23 protein-coding genes and 2 tRNA genes are annotated in these 25,254 nt (G+C 67.8%); 13 read left to right on the forward strand and 12 right to left on the reverse strand.

Features of this window, described 5'->3' with window-relative positions; genetic code table 11:
- Positions 1–21 precede the first annotated feature (21 nt).
- The 3 genes from ACW17Y_RS07445 to ACW17Y_RS07455 all read left to right on the forward strand — a co-directional run bounded on the left by ACW17Y_RS07445 (position 22) and on the right by ACW17Y_RS07455 (position 3,878).
- Entirely contained in the window at positions 22–1,473 is a 1,452-nt protein-coding gene (locus ACW17Y_RS07445) for a PQQ-like beta-propeller repeat protein (RefSeq protein WP_492038109.1), read from the forward strand.
- 32 nt (positions 1,474–1,505) lie between these two features.
- Complete coding sequence (gene der, locus ACW17Y_RS07450; RefSeq protein ID WP_492038110.1) at positions 1,506–3,119, forward strand: ribosome biogenesis GTPase Der; 1,614 nt, start codon at positions 1,506–1,508, stop codon at positions 3,117–3,119.
- Between the two features lie 114 nt (positions 3,120–3,233).
- On the forward strand, positions 3,234–3,878 hold the full coding sequence (locus ACW17Y_RS07455) for an IPTL-CTERM sorting domain-containing protein (RefSeq protein ID WP_492038111.1): 645 nt from the start codon (positions 3,234–3,236) through the stop codon (positions 3,876–3,878).
- On the opposite strand, the gene ACW17Y_RS07460 is transcribed toward ACW17Y_RS07455, so the two are convergent.
- From ACW17Y_RS07460 to radA, 5 genes are read right to left on the reverse strand one after another with little or no spacing between them, the layout of a single operon-like run.
- Positions 3,875–4,630, reverse strand: coding sequence for an SDR family NAD(P)-dependent oxidoreductase (locus ACW17Y_RS07460; RefSeq protein ID WP_492038112.1), 756 nt, complete (start codon positions 4,628–4,630; stop codon positions 3,875–3,877). The genes ACW17Y_RS07455 and ACW17Y_RS07460 overlap by 4 nt on opposite strands.
- Positions 4,631–4,669: 39 nt before the next feature.
- Positions 4,670–5,017 (reverse strand): VOC family protein, encoded by a 348-nt coding sequence (locus tag ACW17Y_RS07465; protein WP_492038113.1) that lies wholly within the window; start codon positions 5,015–5,017, stop codon positions 4,670–4,672.
- Between the two features lie 5 nt (positions 5,018–5,022).
- Entirely contained in the window at positions 5,023–6,537 is a 1,515-nt protein-coding gene (gene purF / locus ACW17Y_RS07470) for an amidophosphoribosyltransferase (protein ID WP_492038114.1), read from the reverse strand.
- Positions 6,538–6,565: 28 nt separating this feature from the next.
- Positions 6,566–7,162 carry a CvpA family protein gene (locus ACW17Y_RS07475; protein ID WP_492038115.1) on the reverse strand — a complete coding sequence of 199 codons (597 nt, stop codon included), beginning with the start codon at positions 7,160–7,162 and terminating at the stop codon, positions 6,566–6,568.
- A gap of 25 nt (positions 7,163–7,187) precedes the next feature.
- Positions 7,188–8,555 (reverse strand): DNA repair protein RadA, encoded by a 1,368-nt coding sequence (gene radA, locus ACW17Y_RS07480; protein WP_492038116.1) that lies wholly within the window; start codon positions 8,553–8,555, stop codon positions 7,188–7,190.
- Between the two features lie 149 nt (positions 8,556–8,704).
- On the opposite strand from radA, the gene ACW17Y_RS07485 reads away from it, so the two are divergent.
- Together ACW17Y_RS07485 and ACW17Y_RS07490 are read left to right on the forward strand one after the other, a co-directional pair.
- Entirely contained in the window at positions 8,705–9,343 is a 639-nt protein-coding gene (locus tag ACW17Y_RS07485; protein WP_492038117.1) for a hypothetical protein, read from the forward strand.
- A 4-nt stretch (positions 9,344–9,347) separates the two neighbouring features.
- Positions 9,348–9,968 carry a DUF1176 domain-containing protein gene (locus ACW17Y_RS07490; protein WP_492038118.1) on the forward strand — a complete coding sequence of 207 codons (621 nt, stop codon included), beginning with the start codon at positions 9,348–9,350 and terminating at the stop codon, positions 9,966–9,968.
- Here ACW17Y_RS07490 and alr read toward each other — a convergent pair.
- On the reverse strand, positions 9,959–11,002 hold the full coding sequence (gene alr, locus ACW17Y_RS07495; RefSeq protein WP_492038119.1) for an alanine racemase: 1,044 nt from the start codon (positions 11,000–11,002) through the stop codon (positions 9,959–9,961). The genes ACW17Y_RS07490 and alr overlap by 10 nt on opposite strands.
- Positions 11,003–11,132: 130 nt before the next feature.
- Between alr and gltX the strand changes: the two genes are divergently transcribed.
- On the forward strand, positions 11,133–12,482 hold the full coding sequence (gene gltX, locus ACW17Y_RS07500) for a glutamate--tRNA ligase (protein ID WP_492038120.1): 1,350 nt from the start codon (positions 11,133–11,135) through the stop codon (positions 12,480–12,482).
- A 45-nt stretch (positions 12,483–12,527) separates the two neighbouring features.
- Here the strand turns inward: gltX and ACW17Y_RS07505 are convergent, their stop codons facing one another.
- Positions 12,528–12,830: a DUF8200 family protein gene (locus ACW17Y_RS07505; RefSeq protein ID WP_492038121.1), complete on the reverse strand. Its 303-nt coding sequence runs from the start codon at positions 12,828–12,830 to the stop codon at positions 12,528–12,530.
- 130 nt (positions 12,831–12,960) lie between these two features.
- Positions 12,961–13,566, reverse strand: coding sequence for an LOG family protein (locus tag ACW17Y_RS07510; RefSeq protein WP_492038122.1), 606 nt, complete (start codon positions 13,564–13,566; stop codon positions 12,961–12,963).
- A gap of 87 nt (positions 13,567–13,653) precedes the next feature.
- Here ACW17Y_RS07510 and ACW17Y_RS07515 point away from each other — a divergent pair, with 87 nt between their 5' ends.
- Entirely contained in the window at positions 13,654–14,403 is a 750-nt protein-coding gene (locus ACW17Y_RS07515; RefSeq protein WP_492038123.1) for a hypothetical protein, read from the forward strand.
- Between the two features lie 96 nt (positions 14,404–14,499).
- Here the strand turns inward: ACW17Y_RS07515 and ACW17Y_RS07520 are convergent, their stop codons facing one another.
- The 3 genes from ACW17Y_RS07520 to ACW17Y_RS07530 form a co-directional block, all read right to left on the reverse strand.
- Positions 14,500–15,699 (reverse strand): winged helix-turn-helix domain-containing protein, encoded by a 1,200-nt coding sequence (locus ACW17Y_RS07520; protein ID WP_492038124.1) that lies wholly within the window; start codon positions 15,697–15,699, stop codon positions 14,500–14,502.
- Positions 15,700–15,739: 40 nt separating this feature from the next.
- Complete coding sequence (locus ACW17Y_RS07525; RefSeq protein ID WP_492038125.1) at positions 15,740–17,053, reverse strand: Hsp70 family protein; 1,314 nt, start codon at positions 17,051–17,053, stop codon at positions 15,740–15,742.
- Positions 17,054–17,159: 106 nt separating this feature from the next.
- Positions 17,160–17,234, reverse strand: a tRNA-Asn gene (locus ACW17Y_RS07530).
- A gap of 56 nt (positions 17,235–17,290) precedes the next feature.
- Here ACW17Y_RS07530 and ACW17Y_RS07535 point away from each other — a divergent pair.
- The gene (locus ACW17Y_RS07535) at positions 17,291–18,106 is read left to right on the forward strand and encodes a TrmH family RNA methyltransferase (protein WP_492038126.1); all 816 of its coding nucleotides are present in this window, start codon (positions 17,291–17,293) and stop codon (positions 18,104–18,106) included.
- A 235-nt stretch (positions 18,107–18,341) separates the two neighbouring features.
- On the opposite strand, the gene ACW17Y_RS07540 is transcribed toward ACW17Y_RS07535, so the two are convergent.
- A tRNA-Cys gene (locus ACW17Y_RS07540) sits at positions 18,342–18,415 on the reverse strand.
- Positions 18,416–18,572: 157 nt separating this feature from the next.
- Between ACW17Y_RS07540 and ACW17Y_RS07545 the strand changes: the two genes are divergently transcribed.
- The 5 genes from ACW17Y_RS07545 to ACW17Y_RS07565 all read left to right on the forward strand — a co-directional run bounded on the left by ACW17Y_RS07545 (position 18,573) and on the right by ACW17Y_RS07565 (position 25,170).
- Positions 18,573–19,202, forward strand: a complete 630-nt coding sequence (locus tag ACW17Y_RS07545; RefSeq protein WP_492038127.1) for a protein-L-isoaspartate O-methyltransferase family protein — start codon at positions 18,573–18,575, stop codon at positions 19,200–19,202.
- A gap of 130 nt (positions 19,203–19,332) precedes the next feature.
- Positions 19,333–20,862 (forward strand): TolC family outer membrane protein, encoded by a 1,530-nt coding sequence (locus tag ACW17Y_RS07550; protein ID WP_492038128.1) that lies wholly within the window; start codon positions 19,333–19,335, stop codon positions 20,860–20,862.
- A gap of 160 nt (positions 20,863–21,022) precedes the next feature.
- On the forward strand, positions 21,023–21,634 hold the full coding sequence (locus tag ACW17Y_RS07555; RefSeq protein WP_492038129.1) for a DUF2497 domain-containing protein: 612 nt from the start codon (positions 21,023–21,025) through the stop codon (positions 21,632–21,634).
- 76 nt (positions 21,635–21,710) lie between these two features.
- Entirely contained in the window at positions 21,711–24,428 is a 2,718-nt protein-coding gene (locus ACW17Y_RS07560) for a valine--tRNA ligase (protein WP_492038130.1), read from the forward strand.
- Positions 24,429–24,441: 13 nt separating this feature from the next.
- Entirely contained in the window at positions 24,442–25,170 is a 729-nt protein-coding gene (locus ACW17Y_RS07565) for a TlyA family RNA methyltransferase (protein ID WP_492038255.1), read from the forward strand.
- Positions 25,171–25,254: the final 84 nt, after the last annotated feature.

The raw sequence follows: 25,254 nt of genomic DNA on the forward strand, positions 1-25,254 counted from the left end.
CTGATGACGACCGGAGTTCGGATGACGACCGTAACGCGCGTACTGAAGACCGCCATCGTCCTGGGGCTGGCCGCCTCGCTGGCGTCCTGCGCCTCGGCCCGGCGCATCCTGCCGTTCGGCCTGGGTCAGGACAACGAACCCCAGGCCACGGCGAGCGAGGGACAGCGGATTTCGATCCTGTCCTTCGAGCAGCAGCTGGCCCCCTCGGCCGGTCTGGCCGGACGCGACTTCTTCATCCCGGGCCCCGTGGCCGCGACTTCCTGGCCGATGCCGGGCGGAAACGCTGAGGCCTCGATCGAGCATGTGATCGCCGCGCCCCAGTTCACGGTCGGCTGGCGTCGCCGCATCGGCGAAGGCTCGGCGCGCACGCGTCAGGTGATGGCGCCGGTCGTGGCCGACGCCGGCAAGGTCTTCGTCATGGACGGCGAATCGACGGTCACGGCCGTGGACGCCGCGACCGGCGAGGTGGTCTGGAAGGTCGACGTCAAGCCGACCGGTCGTGAAGCGGCCGGCGGCGTCTCCGCCTTCGGTCTGCCGATTCCCTTTGTCAGCCAGGGAGGCGGCTCGCTGACCGGCGGCTTCGGCGGCGGCGTGGCCGTCGGCGGCGGCAAGGTGTTCGTCGCCTCAGGCTATCGCACCATGTCGGCGCTGGACGCCAACACGGGCGCGGTTGTCTGGACCCAGCCGGTTGATGTGCCGATCCACGGTGCGCCGACGGTTGCGGGCAATCGCGTCTATGTCATCGACGTCGACAACCAGATCATCGCCTTCAACACCACGACCGGCCTGCAGGACTGGTCCTATCGCGGCATCGTCGAGCCGGCCCGCGTCATGCGCGCCTCCAGCCCCTCGGTCAGCGGCGACACCGTCATCGCGCCCTTCTCGTCCGGCGAAGTGGTCGCCCTGCGCGCCACCAACGGCCAGGCGGTCTGGAACCAGGTCCTGTCGCGCACCAGCCGCACCAGCGCCCTGTCGGAAATCCGCGACATCGCCGGTCGTCCGGTGATCTCGCGCGGATTCGTCTATGCCGTCAGCCACTCCGGCGTGCTGCAGGCGATGGACATCCGCACCGGCCAGCCGAAATGGACCCTGCCGGTCGCGGGCGTGAACGCGCCCCTGCCGGCCGGCGACGTGGTCTACGTCGTGTCCAAGTCGGGCGAGCTGACGGTGATCAACCGCGACTCGGGCGCCGTCTACTGGACCCGGGACCTCAACGAGGGCCGCGTGCGTCAGGAAGGCGGCTTCATGGGCTTCTTCGACCGCACCGTTCGGCCGGAATGGTCGGGCCCGATCCTGGCGTCCAACCGTCTGATTCTGGTCAATTCGGACGGCGAGGCCGTGGCCTTCGATCCGAAGACCGGCGCTCTGACGGCCACGCTGAACCTCGGCGCGCCGGCCTATATCGCTCCGGCCGCCTACAACGGCGCGCTCTACGTTCTGACCAACGACGGCGAACTGGTCAGCATTCGCTGACCAAAGACCGCGAAATACGCTAGAAGGCCGACATGGCACTGAAGCTCGCCATCGTCGGCCGCCCCAATGTGGGCAAGTCGACACTGTTCAACCGCCTGGTCGGCAAGCGCCTCGCGCTCGTCGACGATCGCCCGGGCGTGACCCGCGACCGTCGCTATGCCGACGGCAATATCGGCGACATGGACCTGACGCTGATCGACACGGCCGGCTACGAGGACGTCACCGACGACAGCCTGGAAAGCCGGATGCGCGAGCAGACCGAGCTGGCGATCGAGGATGGCGACGTCATCCTGTTCATGATGGATGCGCGCGAAGGCGTGACCTCGCTGGACGAGATCTTCGCCGAACGCCTGCGCCACCAGTCCAAGCCCGTCATCCTGCTGGCCAACAAGTCCGAGAGCCGCGAGAGCGGCGGCGGCGTGGGTGAGGCTTACCGGCTGGGCTTCGGCGAGCCGGTCGCCATCTCCGCCGAGCACGGCGAGGGGATGGCCGATCTGTATGCCGCCATCCGCGACGCCTCGGTCGACATCTTCATCGAAGAGATCGACGAGCCCGACAAGCCGATCCGCATCGCCATCATCGGCCGCCCGAACGCCGGCAAGTCGACCCTGATCAACCGTCTGATCGGTGAGGATCGCCTGCTGACCGGGCCCGAGGCCGGGATCACCCGCGACTCCATCTCGGTCGACTGGGAATACGAGGACCACAACATCCGCCTGGTCGACACGGCCGGGATGCGCCGCAAGGCGCGGGTGCAGGAGAAGCTGGAGAAGCTGTCGGTCGCCGACACCATCCGCGCCATCACCTTCGCCGAGGTCGTCGTCCTGGTCATGGACAAGGACAACGCCTTCGACGTCCAGGACCTGCAGCTGGCCGATCTGGTCGAGCGCGAGGGCAGGGCCCTGGTCTATGTCGCCGCCAAGTGGGACCTCGAGGAGGAACCGCAGGCCAAGATGGCCGAGCTGAAACGTCTGGCCGAAGACAAGCTGCCGCAACTGAAGGGCTCGCCCTTCGTGGCGCTGTCGGCCCATTCGGGGCGCGGCGTGGAGCGGCTGATGCCGGCGGTGCTGAAGGCGCACGAGACTTGGTCGGTGAAGGTCAAGACCAAGGATCTGAACGACTGGCTCAGCCTGGCGACCCAGAGGCATCCGCCCCCCGCCGTCGACGGCAAGCGGATCAAGACCAAATACATGGCCCAGACGAAGGCCCGTCCGCCGACCTTCGTGCTGTTCGCCAGCCGGGGCGGCAATCTGCCCGAACACTATATTCGCTATCTGACCAACTCGATCCGCGAGAGCTTCGACCTGCCCGGCGTGCCGATCCGGCTGACGGTCAAGGGAGGCTCGGAGAACCCCTATGCGACGGGCGGGGCCAAGTCGGGTCCCGAACGCTACAAGGGCGACGCAAAGACCGCCCCGCGCGCTGTCCGCAAGAAGGCGGAAGAGGAATCCCATCTGCCCGGCAAGGCGCTGGAGCAGAAGAAGACCCGCGTCGCCAAGCCGCGCATTATCAGCGCGGTGAAGAACAGCGCGTCGAAGAAGGCCGGCTCGTCCGTGGCGATCCAGAAGGGCGCGCGCGGCGGGGCGAGGCAGGTGTCGCGGTCGGGACGTGTGCGGACCGGGCAGAAGCACGCGCCGAAGAAGTAGGGTTCGCCCAGGCGTCCCAAAAGTGTCCAGTAGACAGACGACCCGACCTTAGCTTGACCATAGTCGCGCGCGCCTCGCCGGCGTGACGGAAATTGTCCAGCGTCGAGGGTTCACATGTCTTATCGTTTCCTTGCCGGCATCGCCTGCGCTCTCGGCCTTTTCGCCGCACCGGTCGAGGCCGCAGCGGCGGACCTGATCACGAACGGCAGCTTCAACGCCAACATCAATGGCTGGACGGTCGTCGACATCGACAGTTCCGGCAATTGCAACTGGGATTGGTACGGCGGCCCGCTTGCCGGCACGACCGGAGGCCATGCCGGCGTCCTGTCGGGTGCTCAGCGCTGCGGCTTCTATCAGGACGTGACGATTCCGGCGGGGACGGTCAACACCTTGACCGTCAGCATGGGCAGCATCGGCAACGCCGCCAACGCAGCCGACCAGGGAGCTCTGCAGATCCGAAACACCTCCAATGTGGTGCTCCAGACCCTCTACAGCCACAACGGTTCGCAGGGCACAAGCGATCCGGTCGTGGCGCGTGGGCCCTACAATCTGAACGCCTATGTGGGCCAGACCGTCCGGGTCTTCTTCCTGACCACCCATGTGAATGACGCTTATCAGATGCGTGTCGACAGCGTGGTGCTGAACTCGGCTCCGCCGGCGCCGGTTCCAACCCTGAGCGAATGGGCGACGATCCTGCTGGCAACCCTGCTCGCCGGCGGTGCGGCAGTTCTGGTCCAGCGTCGGCAGACGCCTGTCTAGATCAGGGCGTCGGCGGGCAGGCCCGCCTTCCATTCCTTGAACGACACCCTCAACGTCGGCGTCAGGTCGCCGCGCGCCAGTTCGACGATCAGGGGGCCGAGTTCCGACGGGGCGGGCAGGGTCATCGGGTCTTCGCCGGGGAAGGCCTGGGCGCGCATCTGGGTGCGCATGCGGCCGGGGTCCAGGACGCTCACACGGACGTTGGTGTTCTCGATTTCGTCACCCCAGCACAGCATCAGGGCCTCGGCGCCGGCCTTGGTCGCGGCGTAGAGGCCCCAGAAGGCCTTCGGTTCGCGGGCGAGGCTGGTGGTCAGGTGGATGACGCGGCCGGCGTCGGAGGCGCGCAGCAGGGGCTCCAGCGAGCGGATCAGGCGATAGGTGGCGGTGAAGTTGGTCTTCTCGATCTTGGCGAAGCCGCGCGGGTCGATGTGGCTGACCGGGGTCAACCCTTGCGCGCCCAGGGTGGCGGCGGCGTTGACCCAGATGTCGAGCTTGCCGAACCGGCCGAAGATGGCGCCGCCCAGACGGTCGATGCCGCCGCCGTCGATCAGGTCGAAGGGAACGAGCGTCGCGTGGCGGCCGGTTGCGGCATAGATGGCGTCGTCCAGATCCTCGAGCGCGCCCTGCGTGCGGGCCGTGGCGACGACATGGGCGCCGGCGACAGCGAGGGCCAGGGCGGCTTCATAGCCGATGCCTCGTGAGGCGCCGACGACGAGGGCGATACGGTCATTCAGGGGGAGGTCGGAAGTCATGGCGCCTGATAGCGCGGCGACCGGACCGGCGGAAGCCGCCTAGTAGCCTTCGCCGGCCTGCCACAGGCTGAAGCAGACGCCCTGGTCGTCGCTGACGGCGCAGCTGAGACCTGTGGGGCTCTCCGCCGGGATGGCCGCCTTGCCGCCGAGCTCGGTCACGCGGGCGCAGGTCGCCGCGATGTCGTCGACGCGGAAGTACAGATTGGGGTGATCACGCGCACGCTCGACCTTGGTGAAGCCGAACGGGGGATCGCTGTCGGTGACGTGGGCATAGGTCGATTTCGACACATCCTCGTCGAAGGTCCAGCCGAAGAGGGCGCCGTAGAAGGCCTTGGCCCTGGCGATGTCGATCGTGTCGAGGGTGAAGTAGCCGAGGTTCGTGCTCATGAAGCTTAAGCGCTGACGAGCAGCGAAAGTTGCCGGCTGACCGCATCGCGGCCGCCTTCCTCGATCTCACGGTCCACCAGGCGGGTCGGGTAGTCGCCGGTGAAATAGTGGTCGGTGAACTGGGGCGCGGCGTCGTTCCGGCCCGTTTCGCCCATCGCCTTGTACAGGCCGTCGACCGACAGGAAGCCGAGCGAATCGACCTCCAGCATCTGGCGCATCTCTTCCATGGTCTTGTTGGCGGCGATCAGCTGGTCACGCTCCGGCATGTCGATGCCGTAGAAGTCGGGCCACAGGATTGGCGGCGAGGCGGAGCGCAGGTGGACCTCGGTCGCGCCGGCGTCGCGGACGGCGCGGACCAGTTTCACCGACGTCGTGCCGCGCACGATGGAGTCGTCGATCAGGACGACGCGCTTGCCCTCGATCACCGAGCGGTTGGGGCTGTGCTTCATGGCCACGCCCTTCTGGCGGGCGCCCTGGCTGGGCTGGATGAAGGTGCGGCCCAGATAGTGGCTGCGGATGATGCCCATCTCGTAGGGGATGCCGCTGGCTTGGGCGTAGCCGAGGGCAGCCGGGACGCCTGAGTCAGGCACGGGCACGACGACGTCGGCCTCGATCGGGAACTCGCGGGCCAGACCTTCGCCCATGCGCTTGCGCACGCCATAGACAGAGCGGCCGTTCACGACGCTGTCGGGACGCGAGAAGTAGACGTATTCGAACAGGCAGGGCCGGGCGGCGCGGGCCGGGAAGGGCTTGAGCGAGCGCAGGCCCTCGTGGTCAATCACGACCACCTCGCCATGTTCGACGTCCCGGACGAAGGTCGCGCCGATGGTGTCCAGGGCGCAGGTCTCGGAGGCCATGACCCAGGCCTCGCCGATCTTGCCCAGAACCAGAGGACGGATGCCCAGAGGGTCGCGGGCGCCGATCATCTTGGTGCGCGTCTGGGCGACCAGGGCGTAGCCGCCCTCGATCCGGGCCAATGCGTCGATGAAGCGGTCGACGATTTTGGCCTTACGGCTGCGGGCGATCAGGTGGAGGATGACTTCGGAGTCCGAGGTGGACTGGAAGATCGAACCCTCGCCGACCAGCTGGTTCCGCAGATAGTGGAAGTTGGTCAGGTTGCCGTTGTGGGCGATGGCGATGCCGCCCTGGTCCAGGTCTGCGAACATCGGCTGGATGTTGCGCAGGAAGCTGCCGCCGGCCGTCGAATAGCGGGTGTGGCCCACGGCCGCCGAGCCCGGCATGCGTTTGGCCAGGTCCGTGCCGCCGAACGCCTCGCCGACGTGACCCATGTGGCGCTCGGTGTGGAAGCGCTCGGTGTTGACCGAGGCGATGCCGCAGGCTTCCTGGCCGCGATGCTGCAGGGCGTGCAGGCCGAGGGCGACGATGCCGGAGGCCTCGTCCTTGTCGGCGCCCCAGACGCCGCAGACGCCGCATTCCAGACGCGGATGGTCGTCATCCGCGTCTCGGTAGTGCTCGCGGTGGACGACCGGGGGCTGGATGTCGTGAGGCAAGCTGCGCATCGTGGAGGCTCCGATGACAGGCGAAATTTTACTGGGCGGCGGACGGGCGCGAGTTAGGGCTGGTTTGGGGCGAGGGCAAGGCTTGATCGTTCGAAAAGCCTCTGCGGACGGACGAATCGACCACCGGGCTGATGGCGTCGGCGCCGCGGCCGATGCCCGGGAGGATGATCTGGATGGCGCGGGCGGCGCCGGCGCTGACCGGACGCAGCGCGGCTTCGCTGAGCCAGCGGGGCGTCTTCTCGCCCGGCATGGCCGCGACGATGACCAGATGGATGGCGCCCAGCAGGACCAGAGACCGGCCCGCGCCGACCAGGATGCCGATCAACCTGTCGATCCCGCCGAGGGTCGGATGGGCCTGGGCGCGCTTCGACAGGATCGAGCCGAAGATGCGGATGCCGAAATAGACCAGCAGGAAGGAGGCGACAGCGGCGGCGATCGAGCCGGCCCAGTCGGGATTGACCAGCGCACGACCTATCGGAGCCGTCAGCGGCAGGGCGACCAGGGCGAAAAATGCGGCCAGTACGAAGCTCAGAAGGGTGATCAGTTCACGCGTGCCGCCGCGAACCCAGCCGGCGGCGGCTGAGGCGAGGATGACCAGGATGGCGAAGGCGTCGAAGCCGGTCATTCGGTTCCCGTGCAGACCACGGACATCAATACCTGTTCTGCGAGATTCGTTCGACGGCTTCGGTCAATCGGCTGACGCCTGTGACCAAAACGCCGCCGCCCTTGACCGTAAGGGGCGGAGACAGGGCTTGGTCGAAGCCGAGTTTCTGGGCTTCGCGCAGGCGGGCCTCGGCTCGGCCGACGGCGCGGACTTCTCCCGAGAGGCTGATCTCGCCGAAGACGATACAGCCCTGGGGCAGGGGCATGCCGGTGGCCGAGGAGATCAGGGCGGCGGCGGCGGCGAGATCGGCAGCGGGCTCGTTGATGCGCAGACCGCCCGCGACGTTCAGATAAACGTCCTGATCGCCGAACCCGAAGCCGCAGCGGGCCTCCAGCACCGCCAAGATCATGGCGAGGCGGCCTGTCTCCCAGCCGATCACTGCGCGACGCGGGGTGCCATAGGCGGACTTGGACACCAGGGCCTGGATCTCGACCAGGACGGGGCGGGAGCCCTCGATGCCGGCAAAGACGGCGGCGCCGGGCGCACGATCCTTGCCCTCGCCGAGGAAGAGGGCCGATGGGTTGGAGACTTCGCGCAGGCCAGCGTCGCCCATCTCGAAGACGCCGATCTCGTCGGTGGCGCCGAAGCGGTTCTTGCCAGCGCGCAGGATGCGGAACGGATAGCCGCGCTCGCCCTCGAAGCTCAGGACCGCGTCGACCATGTGTTCGACCACCCGGGGGCCGGCGACCTGGCCGTCCTTGGTGACGTGGCCGACCAGGACGACGGCGGGGCCGCCGGCCTTGGCCAGACGCACCAGTTCGCCGGCGCAGGCGCGGACCTGGGTCACCGAGCCGGGCCCGGCCTCATGGGCGTCGGACCAGAGAGTCTGGATCGAATCGACGATGACGATGTCAAACTTCTCGCGCTTCAGCGTCCCGAGGATGTCTCGGAGCGCCGTGGCGGAGGCGAGCTGGACCGGGGCTTCAGACAGACCCATCCGCTTGGCGCGAGCCCGGATCTGCTCGATCGCCTCCTCGCCCGAGATGTAGGCGACACGGGCGCCGGACAGGGCCGCACGACCGGCGACGTCGAGGAGCAGGGTCGACTTGCCGACGCCAGGGTCGCCGCTCAGCAGGATGGCCGAGCCGGGCACGACCCCGCCGCCGCAGACGCGGTCGAACTCGGTCACGCCGGTGACGATGCGCGGCGGCTCGGGCGTTTCGGACAGAAGGGATTCGAACTGCAGCCCGCGCGCCCTGGCGGTCGAGGCGGATTTCAGCGCCCCGGGAGGCGTGGCCGAGCGGCCCTCCTCGACGATGGTGTTCCACTGGCCGCAGGATCCGCACTGGCCCGACCACTTGCCGTGGACGCCCCCGCAGGACTGACAAACATAGATCGCACCGTCTCTGGCCATGGACGACGGCTTACAGGAGTCGGTCGCATCGGGGCAGGGGGCGGTTTCAGACCTGCGACCGATTCAGACGTGCGCCGGGACCGTCAGGATTGAAGCCTTGCGCGGATCGCCGAAACGCCGTTCGTTGCGTTCAACTTTTGGGGGAAGACATGAAGAGTATCTGCATTGCGGCCATCGCCGCGCTCGGCCTCGCCGCGTGCCAGCAGGCGGCTGAAACCAAGGCTCCGGCCGAAGCCGCGACCACGTCGCCGGCCGTTGCGGAGGCGGCCGTCGCGCGCATCCTGGCGATGCCGGTGATGGCGCGTTGCGGGGGCGACTGGCCCGGCCATGCGGCCCCGACGGCGAACCAGGTCATCGATCTGGGCGGCGGCGCCTTCGCCGTCCTGACGGACTGTCACCCGAACGAGGAAGGCCAGGCGCCGTCGAAGACCCTTCACGTCCAGGGCGCCGACGGTGTGCTCAAGTCGCAGTCGCTGATCCTCTTCAATGGACCGGAGGCCGAGTTCGAGGAAGGCTACGACTGGGAGACCAGCCTGACGTCGGAAGCGACGTGGGATGCGGCAGCGAAGGAATTCGTCTGGTCCGACACAGTCGGACCGAATGAGGGCGAGACGTCCACCCAGACGCGCACCATGCGTTGGCGCTGGGATGGATCGAAGCTGGTGATGACCAGCGCGGTGCGCGTGACCCATGCCACGCCCGGCGCGCCTGCGACCGGCGAAGTGGCCGGTTGGCCTGTTTCGGGCAAGGCGGATCCCACGCCTGCTGCCGTTCCCGTCCAGGAGTGAAACGATGATCGTGAAGCCTGTTTGCAGTCTGGCGGTGCTCGCAATGTTGGCGGGTTGCCAACCGTCCGCTCCCGAACCGGCCGCGCCTGCGGCGGCCAGCGACGCGGCCCCCGTCACGCCCGAGCGGCTGGAGGCGTTGAAGACCCAGGTCATGACGCTTGTGAAGGCCGACGAGGACTGCGCCCTTCCCGACTTCTTGGAGCAGGAAAGAACCGCAGAGGCCGTCGATCTCGGAGGCGGGGATGTCGGCGTGGTCGTGATCTGCTCGACCGGTCGGGCCGACCAGTGGAGCCGGGTCTATGTCTCGGAGGACGGCGGGGCGCCGGTGAACGTCCTTCTGCCGCTCTACAAGTACCAGGGGGCCGAGGGTTGGGAGACCTGGGACAGTATGTCGAACATGGGCTGGACCGACGAAGGCACCTTCGCCGGATCAACCCGCATGCAGGCCACCGGCTGCGCGGAAGGCGCAAGCTGGCGTTGGGACGGGACGCGGTTGGTCCTGGCCGAGCAGTGGCACATGGACTGCGATGCGATCACGGAAGACGGCGAACTGCCCGATCCGATCCGCGATTTCCCGACCACGCCGCCGACTGAACAGCCGGCTGTGATCGCGGCTCAGGTCTGATCGACGTAGGTGCGGTCGCAGCGGTTGCCGATGGAGGTCAGCAGTTCGTAGCTGATCGTCCCGGCAGCCGCAGCGGCGTCATCGACCGGGCGGTTGGCGCCGAACAGTTCGACGTGATCGCCGAGGCTGACGTCCGCGTCAGTCACGTCGATCGCAATGACGTCCATCGAGACCCGGCCGAGCACGGGGCGCAGTGCGCCGGCGGCCCAGACGCGGCCTTCGGGGGAGTTGCTGCGGAAGATCCCGTCGGCATAGCCTGCGCCGCAGGTGGCGATGCGGCGCGGCCGGTCGGCGATGAATCCGCGAGAATAGCCGACGCTCTCGCCTGCGGGCAGGTCGCGGATCTGGAGGATTTCGGCGGTCAGGGTCGCGACGGCCTTCAAGCGGTCGTCGGGTCGTCCTTCGGGTCCGCCGCCGTACATGCAGATGCCCGGGCGGACGGCGTCGAAGCCGTAATCGGGCCCGAGGAAGCAGCCGCCGGAGTTGGCGAAGGACTTCAGAGCGGCGGGATAACGAACTGATAGGGCGGAGAAAGCATCGCGCTGGCGCCGGTTCATCGGTTCGGCGGGATCGTCGGCGCAGGCGAGGTGACTCATGACCAGCTCGAGGCCGTCGAACGTCTCCGGCGCATCCTCGGGCCGGAAGCCGAGACGGTTCATGCCGGTGTCGATCTGGAGCCCGCAGGCGCCGCCGTTCGCCGCCTTCCAGGACGTGATCTGGCCGCCATGGTTGAGGATCGGACGCAGGTCGGCGGCCTTCAGCGCCTGAGCCGCGTCCCCGACACAGCCGTCCAGCACATAGATCATCGGCTCCGGACCGAGCGCCTCGCGCAGGGCGACGCCCTCATTCAGCCGCGCCACGAAGAATGTGCGCGCCCCCTCGACCAGCAGCCGTTTGGCCACCGGAACGGCGCCTAGGCCGTAGGCATTGGCCTTCACCACCGGATGCACGGGCACGCCGGACACGGCTTCCAGCGCATGGAAGTTGTGCGAAAGGGCGTTCAGATCGACGGTCAGGGAGGCGGGCGCGGTCATCGACGCCTTATGCCGCAAGATCGTTGCCGGAAAAGCCGAAAAGCGACCGATTAGCCAGATCGCGGCTGTCCTTGACTTGGGGCGACGTGTGACCGACCTACGCGCCTCGCTTTCAAGGTCTGTCTATCCCATGTCCGTCAAGGTCCGTTTCGCCCCGTCGCCCACCGGCAAGCTGCATGTCGGCAACGTCCGCACCGCCCTGGTCAACTGGATGTTCGCCAAAGGTCAGGGGGGCTCGTTCGTCCTGCGCATCGACGACACCGACCTGGCCCGTTCGACGCCGGAGTTCGAACAGGGGATCGAGGACGACCTGACCTGGCTCGGCCTGCTGTGGGACGAGCGGTACAACCAGTCGAAGCGGTTCGACCGCTATGATGACGCCGCCGAACGACTCAAGGCGGCCGGACGGCTGTATCCGGCCTACGATACGTCCGAGGAGCTGGATCGCCGCCGCAAGGTGCAGCTGTCGCGCGGCCTGCCGCCGATCTATGACCGCGCCGCGCTGGCGCTGACGGACGAGGAAAAGGCCGCGTTCAAGGCCGAGGGTCGCAAGCCGCACTGGCGCTTCAAACTGGATGGCCGACGGGTCGCCTGGGAGGACCTGTCACGCGGCCATGCCGAGGTGGACACGGCCTCCATGTCGGACCCGGTGCTGATCCGCGAGGACGGCCTCTATCTCTATACCCTGCCGTCGGTCGTCGATGACATCGACATGGGCATCACCCACGTCATCCGGGGCGAGGATCACACGACCAACACTGGCGCCCAGATCGAAATCTTCGAGGCCCTGATCGCCGCAGGTCTGGGCACGACCGTGCCGAACTTCGCCCACATGCCGTTGCTGGTCGGCGCGGATGGCGCGGCCCTGTCCAAGCGTCTGGGCTCGCTGTCGGTCGCCGAGATGCGGGACCAGGGCTATGAGCCGATCGCCATTACCAGCCATCTGGGCCGGATCGGGACGTCCGACCCGCTGGAGGTCGCCGCCGACATCCATGCCCTGGGCCTGGGCTTCAGTTTCGACAAGATGGGCCGGTCGCCGGCGCGCTATGACACCGAGGATCTGGATCGTCTGAACGCCCAGGCCCTGCACGCCATGTCCTATGCGACGGCCAGGGCGCGGCTGGAGGCGCTGGACTGCGATCTCGGCGAGACGTTCTGGGATGCGGTGCGGGCCAACCTGACGAAGTTCGCCGACGTGGTCGATCTGGCTCGGATGGTGCGGGGCCCGGTCACGCCGGTGATCGAGGATCCGGCCTTTGCGGCAGCCGCACTGGCCGTCCTGCCGGAGACGATCGACGCGGGCGCCTGGTCGGCCTGGACCAATGCGGTGAAGGAAAGCACCGGCGCCAAGGGCAAGGCCCTGTTCATGCCGTTGCGCCACATCCTGACGGGCCAGCCGCACGGGCCGGACATGGCGACGATCGTGCCGCTGATCGGGCGCGAACGGATCGAGAAACGCCTGAAGGGCGAGGTGGCCTGAGGCGACCAAGAAAGGGGCGGTCCGGTGGACCGCCCCTTTTGCATTCTAGGCGTTGCAGACGGCCAATTCTTCAGCCGTCAGGGCCGTGCCGCGCCACGAGAACTCGGTGACCTGGCCGAAGCGGGCGGCGACGCGGCGGCAGGCGCGCGGGGCGGGCTGGTTGGCGCCGCCCGAGGCGGTGCAGGTCTGGCCTTCGCAGCGCCAGTTGGCGCCGTCGATGATGGTGGCGCGAGCCGGGGCGCGCGAAGCGTCGGCCAGGACGACGCGCGTCGGGGCGGTCGACTGAGCGACGGCGGGAGCCGCAGCGAAGGCGGCGCAAAGGGCGAGCAGGGGGAGGACGGCGCGCATGGGGAGACTCCGGTGCAAGAACGGACCGACACGGTCCAGCGTCAACACCGGCATAGTGCGTTGTTATTAACAACTGTCAATCCGCGTTTTCAAAAAGAACGGACTTCGGCGCTGACTGACCGATGATTACTTATCGCCGATCATGTTTCAAGGCCGGAGAAGCGTCAGCGTGTCGCATGGCCGCGATCGCCTCCTCGACCGTGTCGCAGACCGTCCAGGCCTGAAGGAAGGACGGGGGGGTGAAGCCGGTCTCCACGCTCTGGCGCATCAGGGCGAAGAAGGTCTCCCAGAAGCCGCCGATGTTGAGGAAAATCACCGGCTTGCCATGCAGGTCCAGCCGCTTCCACGACAGCAGTTCGACAACCTCCTCGAGGGTGCCGATACCGCCGGGGGCGACCACGAAGGCGTCGGACTGATCGTACATCAGCTGTTTGCGCTCGTGCATCGAGGTGACGACGATGGTCTCGACCTCGTCGAACAGGCGTTCGCGGCTGCGCAGGAAGGCCGGCATGATGCCCACGACCCGGCCGCCCGCGTCGTGCGCCGCGCGGGCCGAGGCGCCCATCAGGCCCACGCCGCCGCCGCCATAAACCAGCCGCCAGCCCTCGCGTGCGGTCGCGGCGCCGAACTCGGCCGCGGCGCGGGTGTAGACGGGATCGGCCGCGTCGGAAGAGCCGCAGAAAAGGCAGACCGACTGGCCGTCGAACGGAGCGATGGTGGGGATGGACGCCGACATGAACCCTCGAGACGAGACGCAAGATTGGAGACAGGCCGGTCGCACCGGTCTATCTGGGCGAACAGTCCTACAGACCCGACGGACAGGATGAAACGACCGATCGCATCGACGCTATCAGCGACCCTGGCCGTGCTCGCCGCGCTGACGATCTCGGCCTGCGGCGAACAGGCCCAGCCTGCCGCCGAGACGGCGCAGGAATCGGGATGGGTCATGCCGCCCGAGATCGACGCGGTAGCGTCCAGCGGGCGCGAGCTGATCGTGCGCGGGCAGGCTGCGCCGCTGGGGCGGGTCGTGGTCAGCGGTGCGGGAGACCTTGCCTATGCAGTCGGCGCGGATGCGGAGGGGCGGTTCGAACTGCGGGTGCCGCGCCCGGCCTACGATACCCTGTTCCTGGTGGAAGCCCGAGTGGGTCAGGCCGGGTTCCCGGCGCCCTATCGCCTGCTGATCGGGGCGGACCCCTCGGCCCCCATCGCGCTTCTGGCCATCGGCGCGCCGACGCAGCGGCTGGATCCCGGGTCCGGTCTCGATGCCGTTGACACCGACGGACGTGCGGCCTTCGTCTCCGGCCGGGCGGCGCCGCGCGGCGCCGTCGTTCTCGAGGGCAGCGTCCAGCGAACGGTGACGGCGGACGAGGCAGGGCGCTGGCGGCTGGCGGGGCCGGGCGACGGCTCCACGCCTGTCGCCATCGACGGAAGGGCCTACGCGCCGGCTCCGGGCGGGACGACGACGCCCGAGACGCTGCAACGCGCCGGGGCGGGCTGGAGCATCGCCTGGTCGAGCCCCGGAGGCGGTCGTCAGGCCACCTGGTTCCCCGACAGGCCGGCAACGATCCGTTAACCAATTCAGCTCAACCGTATTGGTGTTCTTTTCGAGGACACCCACCACCACCGAACTTCTTCAGCCCGGCGCCCGCGTCGGGCTTTTTCTTGGGCGTCAGTCCGGCAGGGCGTCGGACAGGTCGGTCGCGAGGTCGCCGCGTTCCTTGACCTCGACCCGCTCCAGACCCAGCCAGCCCGCCATTCTGACCAGTTCGGTGGCCAGCCGCGACGCGGTCTCCGGCGTTGCCAGCGGCTCGCGCCAGGCGGCCTGGACCAGAAGGGCTCCCGCCTGACGATCAGCCTTGAGATCGACCCGGGCCGTTATCGCCTCGTCTTCGAGGAAGGGCAGGACATAGTAGCCGTGCGCCCGCTTGTGAGCCGGTGTGTAGATCTCCAGCCTTATGCGGACGTCGAACAGCCGCTCGGTGCGGTCGCGGAACCAGATCAAGTTGTCGAACGGGGAGAGGAGGGCGGCGCCCTGAACTCTGCGCGGGCGGCGGGCGTCGGGCGCGACATAGGCCGTGTTGCGCCAGCCGGGGACCGAGACCGGCGTCAGGAGACCCTCCTCGACCAGTTCCGCGACACAGTCCCTGAAGCCTTCCACGGGCAGGCGGAAGTAGTCACGCAGGTCGGCGGCCGCGGCCACGCCCATGGCCTCCGCGGCGATGCGGATCAGGGCGCGTCGGGCGTCGGTCTCGGACGGCGTGGGCAGATTCTGAATCGGGGACGGAATGACGCGCTCGGTCAGATCATAGACCCGCTCGAAGCCGCGCCGGGTCTTCGTCGTGATCAGCCCGGCCCAGAACAGCCACTCCAGCGCCCGCTTGCCGTCCGACCATTCCCACCAGCCAGGCTTGCTGCGAGGACCTGTGGCGAAATCGGCGCCTGTGACGGGACCGCGCCGTTCGATCTCGGCCAGGACACCGTCGATATAGTCGCGACGCTCGCGCCCGAAGCGATTGAGACCGGTCCAGATGCCGTGGCCGTCGCGCGCCCGCTCCATCCGCCATCGCATCAGCGGCTGGGTCTCCAGAGGCATCAGCGAGGCCTCGTGGCCCCAGTATTCGAAGAAAGTGGGCCTTTTGCCCCAGGCCTCCGTTTCCAGCAGGTCGCGCGGATAGGCGCCGAGCCGCGAGAAGGCGGGCAGGTAGTGGGTGCGGCTGACGACGTTGACGCTGTCGATCTGGATCACGCCTAGCCTGCGCGCGATGTCGCGGAACCGGCGCGTCCCGGCAGTCGCCGGATGAGGCTTGCCGAAACCCTGGGCGGCCAGGGCCATGCGACGGGCGAGGGCGGGCGAAATCTGTTCGGTCATGGGCGCGCCGACCCTATCGGGCGATCCCGGGGAAGTCTCGTCAGCGACGCTCGGTCCAGAGATCGAGGTCCGTTTCCCGCCCCATCAGGGCCAGACCGGAAGCGATCGATTCGAACTCGCCGCCGGTCTCGATCTTCGCGGGGTCGAATCGACGGTGGAAGATGTCGCGCACCGCCGGGACGAAGGAGGTGCCGCCGGTGAGGAAGACGCGGTCGATCTGGTCAGGGTTCAGTCCGGCCTGGCTGATCGCCTGATCGACCGCGCCCTTGATGGCGGCCAGCTCCGGCGCGATCCAGGCTTCGAACTCCGACCGGGCGACCGACCCCTCCAGACGAATCGATCCGGCCTCGAAGTGGAAGGTCGCGGTCGCGTCGCGCGACAGGTCCATCTTGAGGCGCGAGATAGCCTGGTAGAGGGCGTAGCCGTGGTTGTCATCGAGCACCTCGATCAGCCGTTCAACCTTCTCGGGCTCCACCGCGGTGCGGGCGAGGCTGCGGATGTCCTTCATGTCGCGCGACGCCCGCAGCAGGGCCAGCTGATCCCAGCGGGCGAAGGCGGCGTAGTAGCGCTGGGGGATGGGCAGGACCTTGCCCACGCTCCGGTAGGAACCACCCTTGCCGAGGGCCGGCGACACCAGCTGGTCGATGATCCGGTAGTCAAAGGCGTCCCCGGCCACGCCGACGCCGGATCGGGCCAGAGGCGTCGAACGCAGTCCGTTGGAGGACGGTTCGAAACGGACGATGGAGAAATCGCTGGTGCCGCCGCCGAAGTCGGCGACGAGGACGGTCGCCGGCTGGGTCAGGCCGCGGGCGAAGAAGAAGGCCGCGCCGACGGGCTCATAGGCATAGCGGATGTCGGTGAAGCCGAGCCGCTCAAATGCGGTCTGGTAACGCTCGAGGGCGAGGTCCGCGTTGGGCGAGCCGCCCGCGAAGGTCACGGGACGGCCGACGATGACGCGCGGCGGCAGGTCGTCCATGTCGCCGCCGGCATGGTGGCGCACCCGCAGCAGGAAGGCGGACAGCAGGTCCTCGAAGCCGTAGCGCCGGTTGTCGATCACCGTCTCGGTGAAGGCGGCGCTGGCGGCGAAGGTCTTGAAGGACTGGATGAAGCGGGTGTCGAGCGGATCCTCGACATAGGCTTCGATGGCCCAGGGTCCGGCCTCCACGACGCGTTCGGGCGTGCGGCCATCCTCACCGGGATGAAGCTGGAAGCTCAGGGTCGAACGGAAGGTCGCCAGATCGCCCCCGGGCGCCTCGAATCGAATCACGACCGCGTCGCCGTCGCCACTGGTCAGGGCCACGACCGTATTGGTGGTGCCGAAATCGATGCCGATCGTCGCGGAGCGCGGAATCATGAGCGGAGCCTCGGTTGCTGCCGGGACGGCGCTGGTTGGTCTGTCATGCCTGTGTGTCCGCCAGAAAGGCGGTAGCGCCGTATCGAAATCGGGCTAAAGCGCCGAGTGGCTCCGCGGGTAGGATTCGAACCTACGACCAGCCGATTAACAGTCGGCTGCTCTACCACTGAGCTACCGCGGAACAGGGGCTCGGGAGGCGGGCCTATAGCAGCGGCCTTCTTGATTGTGCAACGGGAAATGTCAGCCAACAGCGTTCAGTTCATCGACGACTCCGCCGATCCCCGCGTGGCGGCCTATCGCGACATCCGCGAACGCGACCTGACGGGGCGCGAAGGGCTGTTCGTGGCGGAGGGGGAGGTGGTCATCCGCACCCTCTTGTCGCCCGCGTCCCTGTGCAGGGCGCGGTCGCTGCTGATCGCCGCGAATCGTCTTGAGGCGCAGGGCGAACTGATCGCGGCGGCGGGCGAGACGCCGGTCTACGCCGCGTCACAAGTCGTCATCGATGCGATCGCCGGCTTTCCGCTTCATCGCGGCCTGCTGGCGCTGGGCGAGAAACCGGTCGAGCGGACGGTCGAGGATGTTCTGGCGGACATGCCGGAGGATTGCGTCGTTCTGGCCTGCGCGGGAATCGGCAACCACGACAACATGGGCGGCCTGTTCCGCAACGCGGCGGCGTTCGGAGCCTTGGCGGTGCTGATGGACGAGCGCTGTTGCGACCCCTTCTATCGCAAGGCGATCCGGGTTTCGGTCGGGGCTGTGTTGCGGACGCCGGGCGCCAGCGCCGCGTCGCTGGAACACCTGGTCATGGCCCTGCAGGCGGCGCGGTTCGAGGTCATAGCCCTGTCTCCGGGCGCGACGGAGCCGCTGGCCGGGCTGACGGGCGGGGGGCGCAAGGCGATCCTTGTCGGTTCGGAGGGACCGGGCTTGCCATCGGACATCATGGCGCGGGTCAGGACCGTCGGCATCCCGATGGCAGGCGGATTCGACTCCCTCAATGTGGCGGTGACCAGCGCCCTCGCTCTCTATCAGGTCACGACCGTGTCGATTCGCTGACAGTGGCGTGATTTCAGCGCGTTAACGCTTCATACACCTTGATGAACGTCGATTTCCGTGCCGCTATGGAGGTCCGGGGGAGGACGACATGGCTGGTATTCTGGGGTTCATGAGCCGCAATGTGCGGATCGCGGTGGCGATCGGCGTGGTCGCGGCGGCTGTCGGCGGCGCCGGCGCGATCGGCTGGATGACCGCGCCAATCTGAAAATCATCATCGATCTCAATGAGATCGCGATGGAGGCCTGACCGGGAATCGAACCCGGGTGCAAGGATTTGCAGTCCTCTGCGTCACCACTCCGCCATCAGGCCATAGGGCTTTTTGAAAGGCCCTCAGATCGCGAGGGGCGTTCGCTATCAGATCGCCTCTGTGGCTGCAACGCGATTGTCGCCTGCGACGCACGGACCTATAAGCGCGCCAGATTTCCGGCCTCGCCGGATCGCTTTCGCTTCAGGGATTCCGCGTCACATGGATTACGCCGCCGCTCGCAAGGTCATGGTGGACTCCCAGGTCCGGGTGAACGACGTCACCGACCGCACGCTCCAGGCCGCCCTGATGGCTGTGCCGCGCGAGCGTTACTGCACGCCGGGCCAGGCTTTCGCCGCCTATGGCGAGGTTGAGGTCGAGATCGCGGCCGGTCGCCGGCTGATGCAGGTGCGCGAGGTCTCCAAACTGATCCAGGCGCTGGACGCCCGTGAAGGTGAGACCGCTCTGGCCATCGCCGGACCCTATGCCGCCGCCGTTCTGGCCGAGATGAAAGTTTCCGTCACCGCTCAGGAAGCCGATGCCGCGGTGCTCGACGTCGTCGGTCCGGCCCTCGCCGACGCCAGGGTCGCCACGGTTGCCGCCCCCCTGTCTCAGCCCACGGGCGCAGACTGGGACATCATCATCTCCGAAGGCGCGGTGGCGGTTCGTCCGACGGCCTGGCTGGCGGCGCTGCGCGTCGGCGGCCGTCTGGCGGTCGTCGAGCGTTCAGGACCGAACGGCCGGGCGGTTCTTTATGTGAAGGGTCGCGAAGGTGTGTCCCGCCGCGAACTGTTCGACGCCGCCCCGCCGGTGCTGGCGGAAATGACACCGGCGCCTGCATTCGCCCTCTGATTGACGCGATTTCTACGGAGTGCGGTGGCGGTAGCGTGAAAAAAACTTAACTGGCGTAGCTGTAGGCCCTCACGCACTAGGCCTGTGAAGAGGTACCGGCGCCGTTCGCGACGCCCATCGGGATACTGTCATGTTCAAACGCTCGCGCGCGCTCGCTTCCGTCGCCCTGATCGCCGTTACGGCCGGTCTGGCTGCCCCCGCCTGGGCCGAAACCCTGCAGGAAGCCATCGCCCTGGCCTACCGCACCAATCCGACGCTTCAGGGCCAGCGCGCCCAGCAGCGCGCTCTGGACGAGGCTGTGCCACAAGCGCGCGCCGGTCTTCGCCCGACCCTCTCGGTCAGCGGCTCGGCCAGCTACACCCACCGTGACCAGCCGGTCGCCGGGATCGATCTCAACGGCGACGGCGTGGACGACATCCCCGCGTCGCGGAACACGAGCGAGACTGATTCGATCGGCGCCAGCATCGGCGTGGACCAGACGCTCTACTCGGGCGGCCGGATCGCCCGTGGCATCGACGCCGCCGAGGCTTCGGTCCTGAGTGGACGCGAATCCCTGCGCAGCATCGAGCAGCAGGTCCTGGCCGCTGTGATCCAGGCCTATGTCGACGTCCAGCGGGACGTCGAAATCCTGCGCATCCGCGAGGCCAATCTGTCGGTCCTGCGCCGCCAGCTCGACGAATCGAACGCCCGCTTTGAGGTCGGCGAGATTACGCGCACCGACGTGTCCCAGTCGGAAGCCCGCCTGGCGCAGTCGGAGGCCGACCTTGCCGGCGCCCAGGCCCAGCTGTCCGTCTCGCGCGCCTCCTATGCCGCCGTCGTCGGTCAGGCCCCGACCAATCTCGAGGCGCCGCCCGCCTTGCCGGGCGTCCCGACTGACTTCGACGCAGCCCTGGACATCGGTCTGGCCGAGAATCCCAACCTGTTGGCCGCCGAATACCAGCTGCAGGAAGCCGAGGCGCGTCATGCCCAGGCGCGTTCGGCCTATCTGCCGTCCGTGGGTCTTTCCAGCTCTTATGGCGGCTCGACGCCGATCAGCGGCCTGGATCTGTCGGATCGCACCAATACATTCCAGGCCGGCGTCAGCCTGTCGGTGCCGCTGTTCACCGGCGGGCTGAACAGCTCGCGCGTCGCCCAGGCCCTGGAACAGGCCAATGCGGCCAAGATCGAGATCGACCGCCAGAAGCGATCTGTCCTTCAGGGCGTCTCGAGCGCCTATGCCCAGGTCGTCTCGAACCGTTCGCAACTGGAAGCGGGCGTGGCCGGTGTCAGCGCCGCCCGCGTGGCTGCTGAAGGCGTCCGTCAGGAGCAGCAGGTCGGCCTGCGCACCACGCTGGACGTGCTGAACGGCGAGCTGGAGCTGCGCAACGCCGAAATCAACCTGGCCGTGGCCAAGCGCAATCTCTACGTCGCCCAGGCGTCGCTGCTGACGTCCATGGGTCGGCTGAGCGGCGAGGACCTGAACCCCGGCATCGAAATCTACGATCCGGCCGTGAATGCCCAGCGTGTCCGCCTGCGCGGCGCCGTGCCGTGGGACGGTCTGGTCGAGACGCTCGATCGCATCGCCGCACCGCCGATCACGCCTGCGAACGAGTCCGAGAATGCCCCGATCGACACCCAGCTTGACGGTGAGATCGTTCGGACCGCGCCGAACTCGAACTGACGCCTGCGGATTAACCAGTCAGGCGAAAAACGCCCGTTGATTCCCACGGGCGTTGATGCGACGAAATGAATTGGGGCAGGGCTGAGCGTCGGCTCCGATCCACTTTGTTCGTCACGCGTGGGCCCAAGGCGGCCGGCGCAGGTTCTTCGAAGGCCCGATCATGACCGACACCACCGCCCAAGAACCGACGATGGAAGAGATCCTGGCGTCCATCCGCCGGATCATCTCCGAGGACGACGCGCCGGCGGCCGATGCGGCGCCGGCTCCTGCTCCGGAGCCTGAGCCCGTCGAGGAGGCGTCGCCCGCTCTGATGGACGCGACCCCGTCGATGCAAGAGCCCGAGCCTGCGCACGAGGAAGAAGAGATTCTCGACCTGACCGACCGCTACGAGGCTCCAGCCGCCCAGACGATCGGCGATCTGGACGTCACCGCCCCGGCCGACGAGCCGGAACCTGAACCCTTCCCGACGTCCTTCGCTGAACCGGAGCGTCCCGTGGCGCGCGAACCCGAGCCCAGCGCATCCTCGGTGCCCTACGATTCGCTTGTCGGTGAAAGCGCGGCGGCGGCGTCCGCCAGTGCATTCGCCGGCCTGTCGGCCGCCTTCCGTCAGCCCGAGCCGGTCCCGACCGGCGGCGTCGGCCCGACCATCGACGACCTGGCCCGCAGCCTGCTCCGTCCGATGCTGAAGGACTGGCTCGACGCCAACCTGCCCGGCATCGTCGAGGCGGCGGTAAAGAAGGAAGTCGAACGTATCTCCCGCAGCGCGGGCTAGCCCCGCTCGCCACCGGCGACTATGACCAACAGGGGCGGCTCTCACGGGCCGCCCCTTCGCATTTCCGGACCTCCCAATGCTCGACAAGACTTTCGATCCCACCGCCGCCGAACCCCGCCTCTATGCCGCGTGGGAGGCCTCCGGCGCCTTCGCGCCGAAGACGGACGGCGCCGCCGAGGCCTATTCGATCGTCATCCCGCCGCCGAACGTGACGGGCTCGCTGCACATCGGCCACGCGCTGAACAACACCCTGCAGGACATCCTTGCCCGCTATCACAGGATGACCGGCAAGGCGGTGCTGTGGCTGCCCGGTACGGACCACGCCGGCATCGCCACCCAGATGGTGGTCGAGCGTCAGCTGGCGGCGGCAGGGAATGTCGGACGTCGCGAGATGGGTCGCGACGCCTTCGTCGAAAAGATCTGGGAATGGAAGGCCACCAGCGCCGGCTCGATCCAGAACCAGCTGCGGCGTCTGGGGGCGTCCTGCGACTGGTCCCGCGAGCGGTTCACGCTCGATCCGGAGCTCCAGATCGCCGTCAGGAAGGTCTTCGTCAAGCTGCATCAGGACGGGCTGATCTATCGCGACAAGCGTCTGGTGAACTGGGACCCGCAGTTCCAGACGGCCATCTCGGACCTGGAGGTCGAGCAGCGCGAGGTCGAGGGCGCCTACTGGCATTTCGCCTATCCGCTGGCCGACGGCGTCACCTACGAGCATCCGATCGCTTTCGATGAAGAGGGCAAGGCGACGGAGTGGGAGACGCGCGACTTCATCGTCGTCGCCACGACCCGGCCGGAGACCATGCTGGGCGACACGGGCGTGGCCGTGCATCCCGACGACGAACGCTATCAGGGTCTGGTCGGCAAGTTTGTGACCCTGCCGATCACCGGCCGTCGCATTCCGATCGTCGCGGACGACTATGCGGATCCGACCAAGGGCTCGGGCGCCGTCAAGATCACCCCGGCGCATGACTTCAACGATTTCGGCGTCGGCAAGCGGGCGGGGCTTGAGGCCTTGAACGTGCTGGACGCCTTCGCGCGGATCACCACGGCCGACACGCCCGACATCCCGGCCGAATACGACGGCATGGACCGGTTCGCGGCCCGCAAGGCCATCGTGGCCCTGGCGGAAGAGGCCGGCTGGCTGCGCGAGATCGAGAAGACCCGCCACGTCGTGCCGCACGGCGACCGCTCCGGTGTGGTCATCGAGCCGTGGCTGACGGACCAGTGGTACGTCGACGCCCACACCCTAGCTCAGCCGGCGCTGAAGGCGGTCGAGCAGGGCGACACGGTGTTCGAGCCGAAGTCCTATGAGAAGATCTATTTTGAGTGGCTGCGCAACATCGAGCCCTGGTGCATCTCGCGCCAGCTCTGGTGGGGCCACCGGATCCCGGCCTGGTATGACGCCGACGGGAAGATCTATGTCGCCGAGACCGAGGCGGAAGCCGTCGCCCAGGCGGGCGGCAAGGCGCTGACACAGGACGAGGACGTCCTCGACACCTGGTTCTCCTCGGCCCTGTGGCCGTTCTCGACGATGGGATGGCCTGAGAAGACCGAGGATCTGGAACGGTTCTATCCGACCTCGGACCTCGTCACGGCGGCGGACATCATCTTCTTCTGGGTCGCCCGGATGATGATGATGGGGCTCCACTTCATGGACGAGGTCCCGTTCAAGCGGGTCATCATCAATGGCCTCGTCCGCGACGAGAAGGGCCAGAAGATGAGCAAGTCCAAGGGGAACGTGATCGACCCCCTGGTGATCATCGACGAACTGGGCGCCGATCCCCTGCGCTTCACCATGGCCATCCTGTCGGGCACGCGCGACATCAAGCTGTCGAGGCAGCGGATCGAGGGCTATCGCAACTTCGGCACCAAGCTGTGGAACGCCGCCCGCTTTTCCGAGATGAATGAGGCGCGCCGCGTCGACGGCTTCGACCCGGCGACCGTCGAACAGACGATCAACCGCTGGGTTCGCGGCGAACTGACCAAGACCGAACGCGCCGTGTCGGAAGCGATCGAGGGCGGGCGTTTCGACGACGCGGCCTCGGCGCTCTACCGCTTCGTCTGGAACGTCTTCTGCGACTGGTATCTGGAGCTGGCCAAGCCGGTGTTCAACGGCGCCGATGAGGCCGCCAAGGCCGAGACGCGGGCGATGACAGCCTGGACCCTGGACCAGACGCTGAAGCTGCTCCACCCGGTCATGCCCTTCATCACCGAGGAGCTGTGGGCGGAGCTCGGCAAGGAAGGCGCGCCCCGGGACGAGGCGACCCTGATCGGGGCCGCCTGGCCGGTGCTGCCGGACGCCTTCATCGACAACGCGGCAGACGAGGAGATCAACTGGCTGATCACCCTGGTCACCGACATCCGGTCCAGCCGGTCGGAGCTGAACGTCCCGCCGGGCGCCAAACTGCCGTTCGCCGTCATCAACCCGGTGCCCGACATCTGGTCGCGCTTCGATCGTCATCGCGATCTGATCCAGACGCTGGCTAGACTGAGCGACATCACCCGGGTCGAGGCCGCGCCTGAGGGCGCAATCATCCTCGTCGCCGGTCAGGCCTCGGTCGCCCTGTCGCTGGCCGGCGTCATCGACCTGAGCGCCGAACGCGCCCGCCTGACCAAGGAAATCGCCGCCTTCGAGAGCGACGTCGGCCATGTGATGAAGAAGCTGGGCAACCCCAATTTCGTCGAACGCGCCGCCCCCGCCGTGATCGACGAGCAGCGCGCCAAGCTGGCCGAGGCCGAGGCCGGCAAGGCTCGTCTGGAAGCCGCTCTGGCCCGGTTGGCCGACATTGGCTGATTTCGGTCCCCGGATGCGGCTGGACCATCTGATGGTTCAGCGCGGTCTGGTCGAAAGCCGGTCGCGGGCCAAGGCCGCGATCGAGGCCGGCGGCGTGACCGTCGACGGCCAGCCCGCCCGTGCCGCCTCGCAAGGGGTGGGCGAAGATGCGGTCGTCACGGTCGTTGAAGCGCATGGCTGGGTCGGTCGTGCGGCGCTGAAGCTGGATCACGCCCTGACCCTGTGGCCGGTGTCGGTCGAAGGGCGCGTGGTGCTGGACGTCGGCGCCTCGACCGGCGGATTCACCGAGGTCTGTCTGGCGCGCGGGGCGGCGAAGGTCTTCGCGGTCGATGTCGGTCAGGGGCAGATGCATCCGAAGGTCTCGGGCGATCCCCGCGTCGTGAACCTGGAGAAGACCGACGCCCGGACGCTGGACGAGGCCCTGATCCCGGAGGCGCCCGGTCTGATCGTCTGCGACGCCAGCTTTATCGGCCTGGCCAAGGTGCTTCCGGTGGCGCTGGGTCTCGCGGGCGAGGACGCCGACCTGATCGCCCTGGTCAAACCGCAGTTCGAGGGGGAGGGCCCCAAGGACGCCGGCAAGAAGGGTGTGGTGAAGGACCCGCAGGCCCACCTCGATGCCGTTCGCCGCGTCTCCGACTGGCTGACGACCGCGGGCTGGACCGTCAAGGCCACCGCCGAAAGCCCGATCACCGGCGGCGACGGCAACATCGAATTCCTGCTCTGGGCGCGTCGGGCCAGCTAGCCCGTCGCTCAAGCAGCGCTGGCTCCGCCAGCCGAGCGAGAGCGACCCTGACCCGTCGCTCAAGCACTGAGCGACCGCGTCGCG

The sequence above is a fragment of the Brevundimonas sp. AVps7 genome (assembly GCF_058681545.1).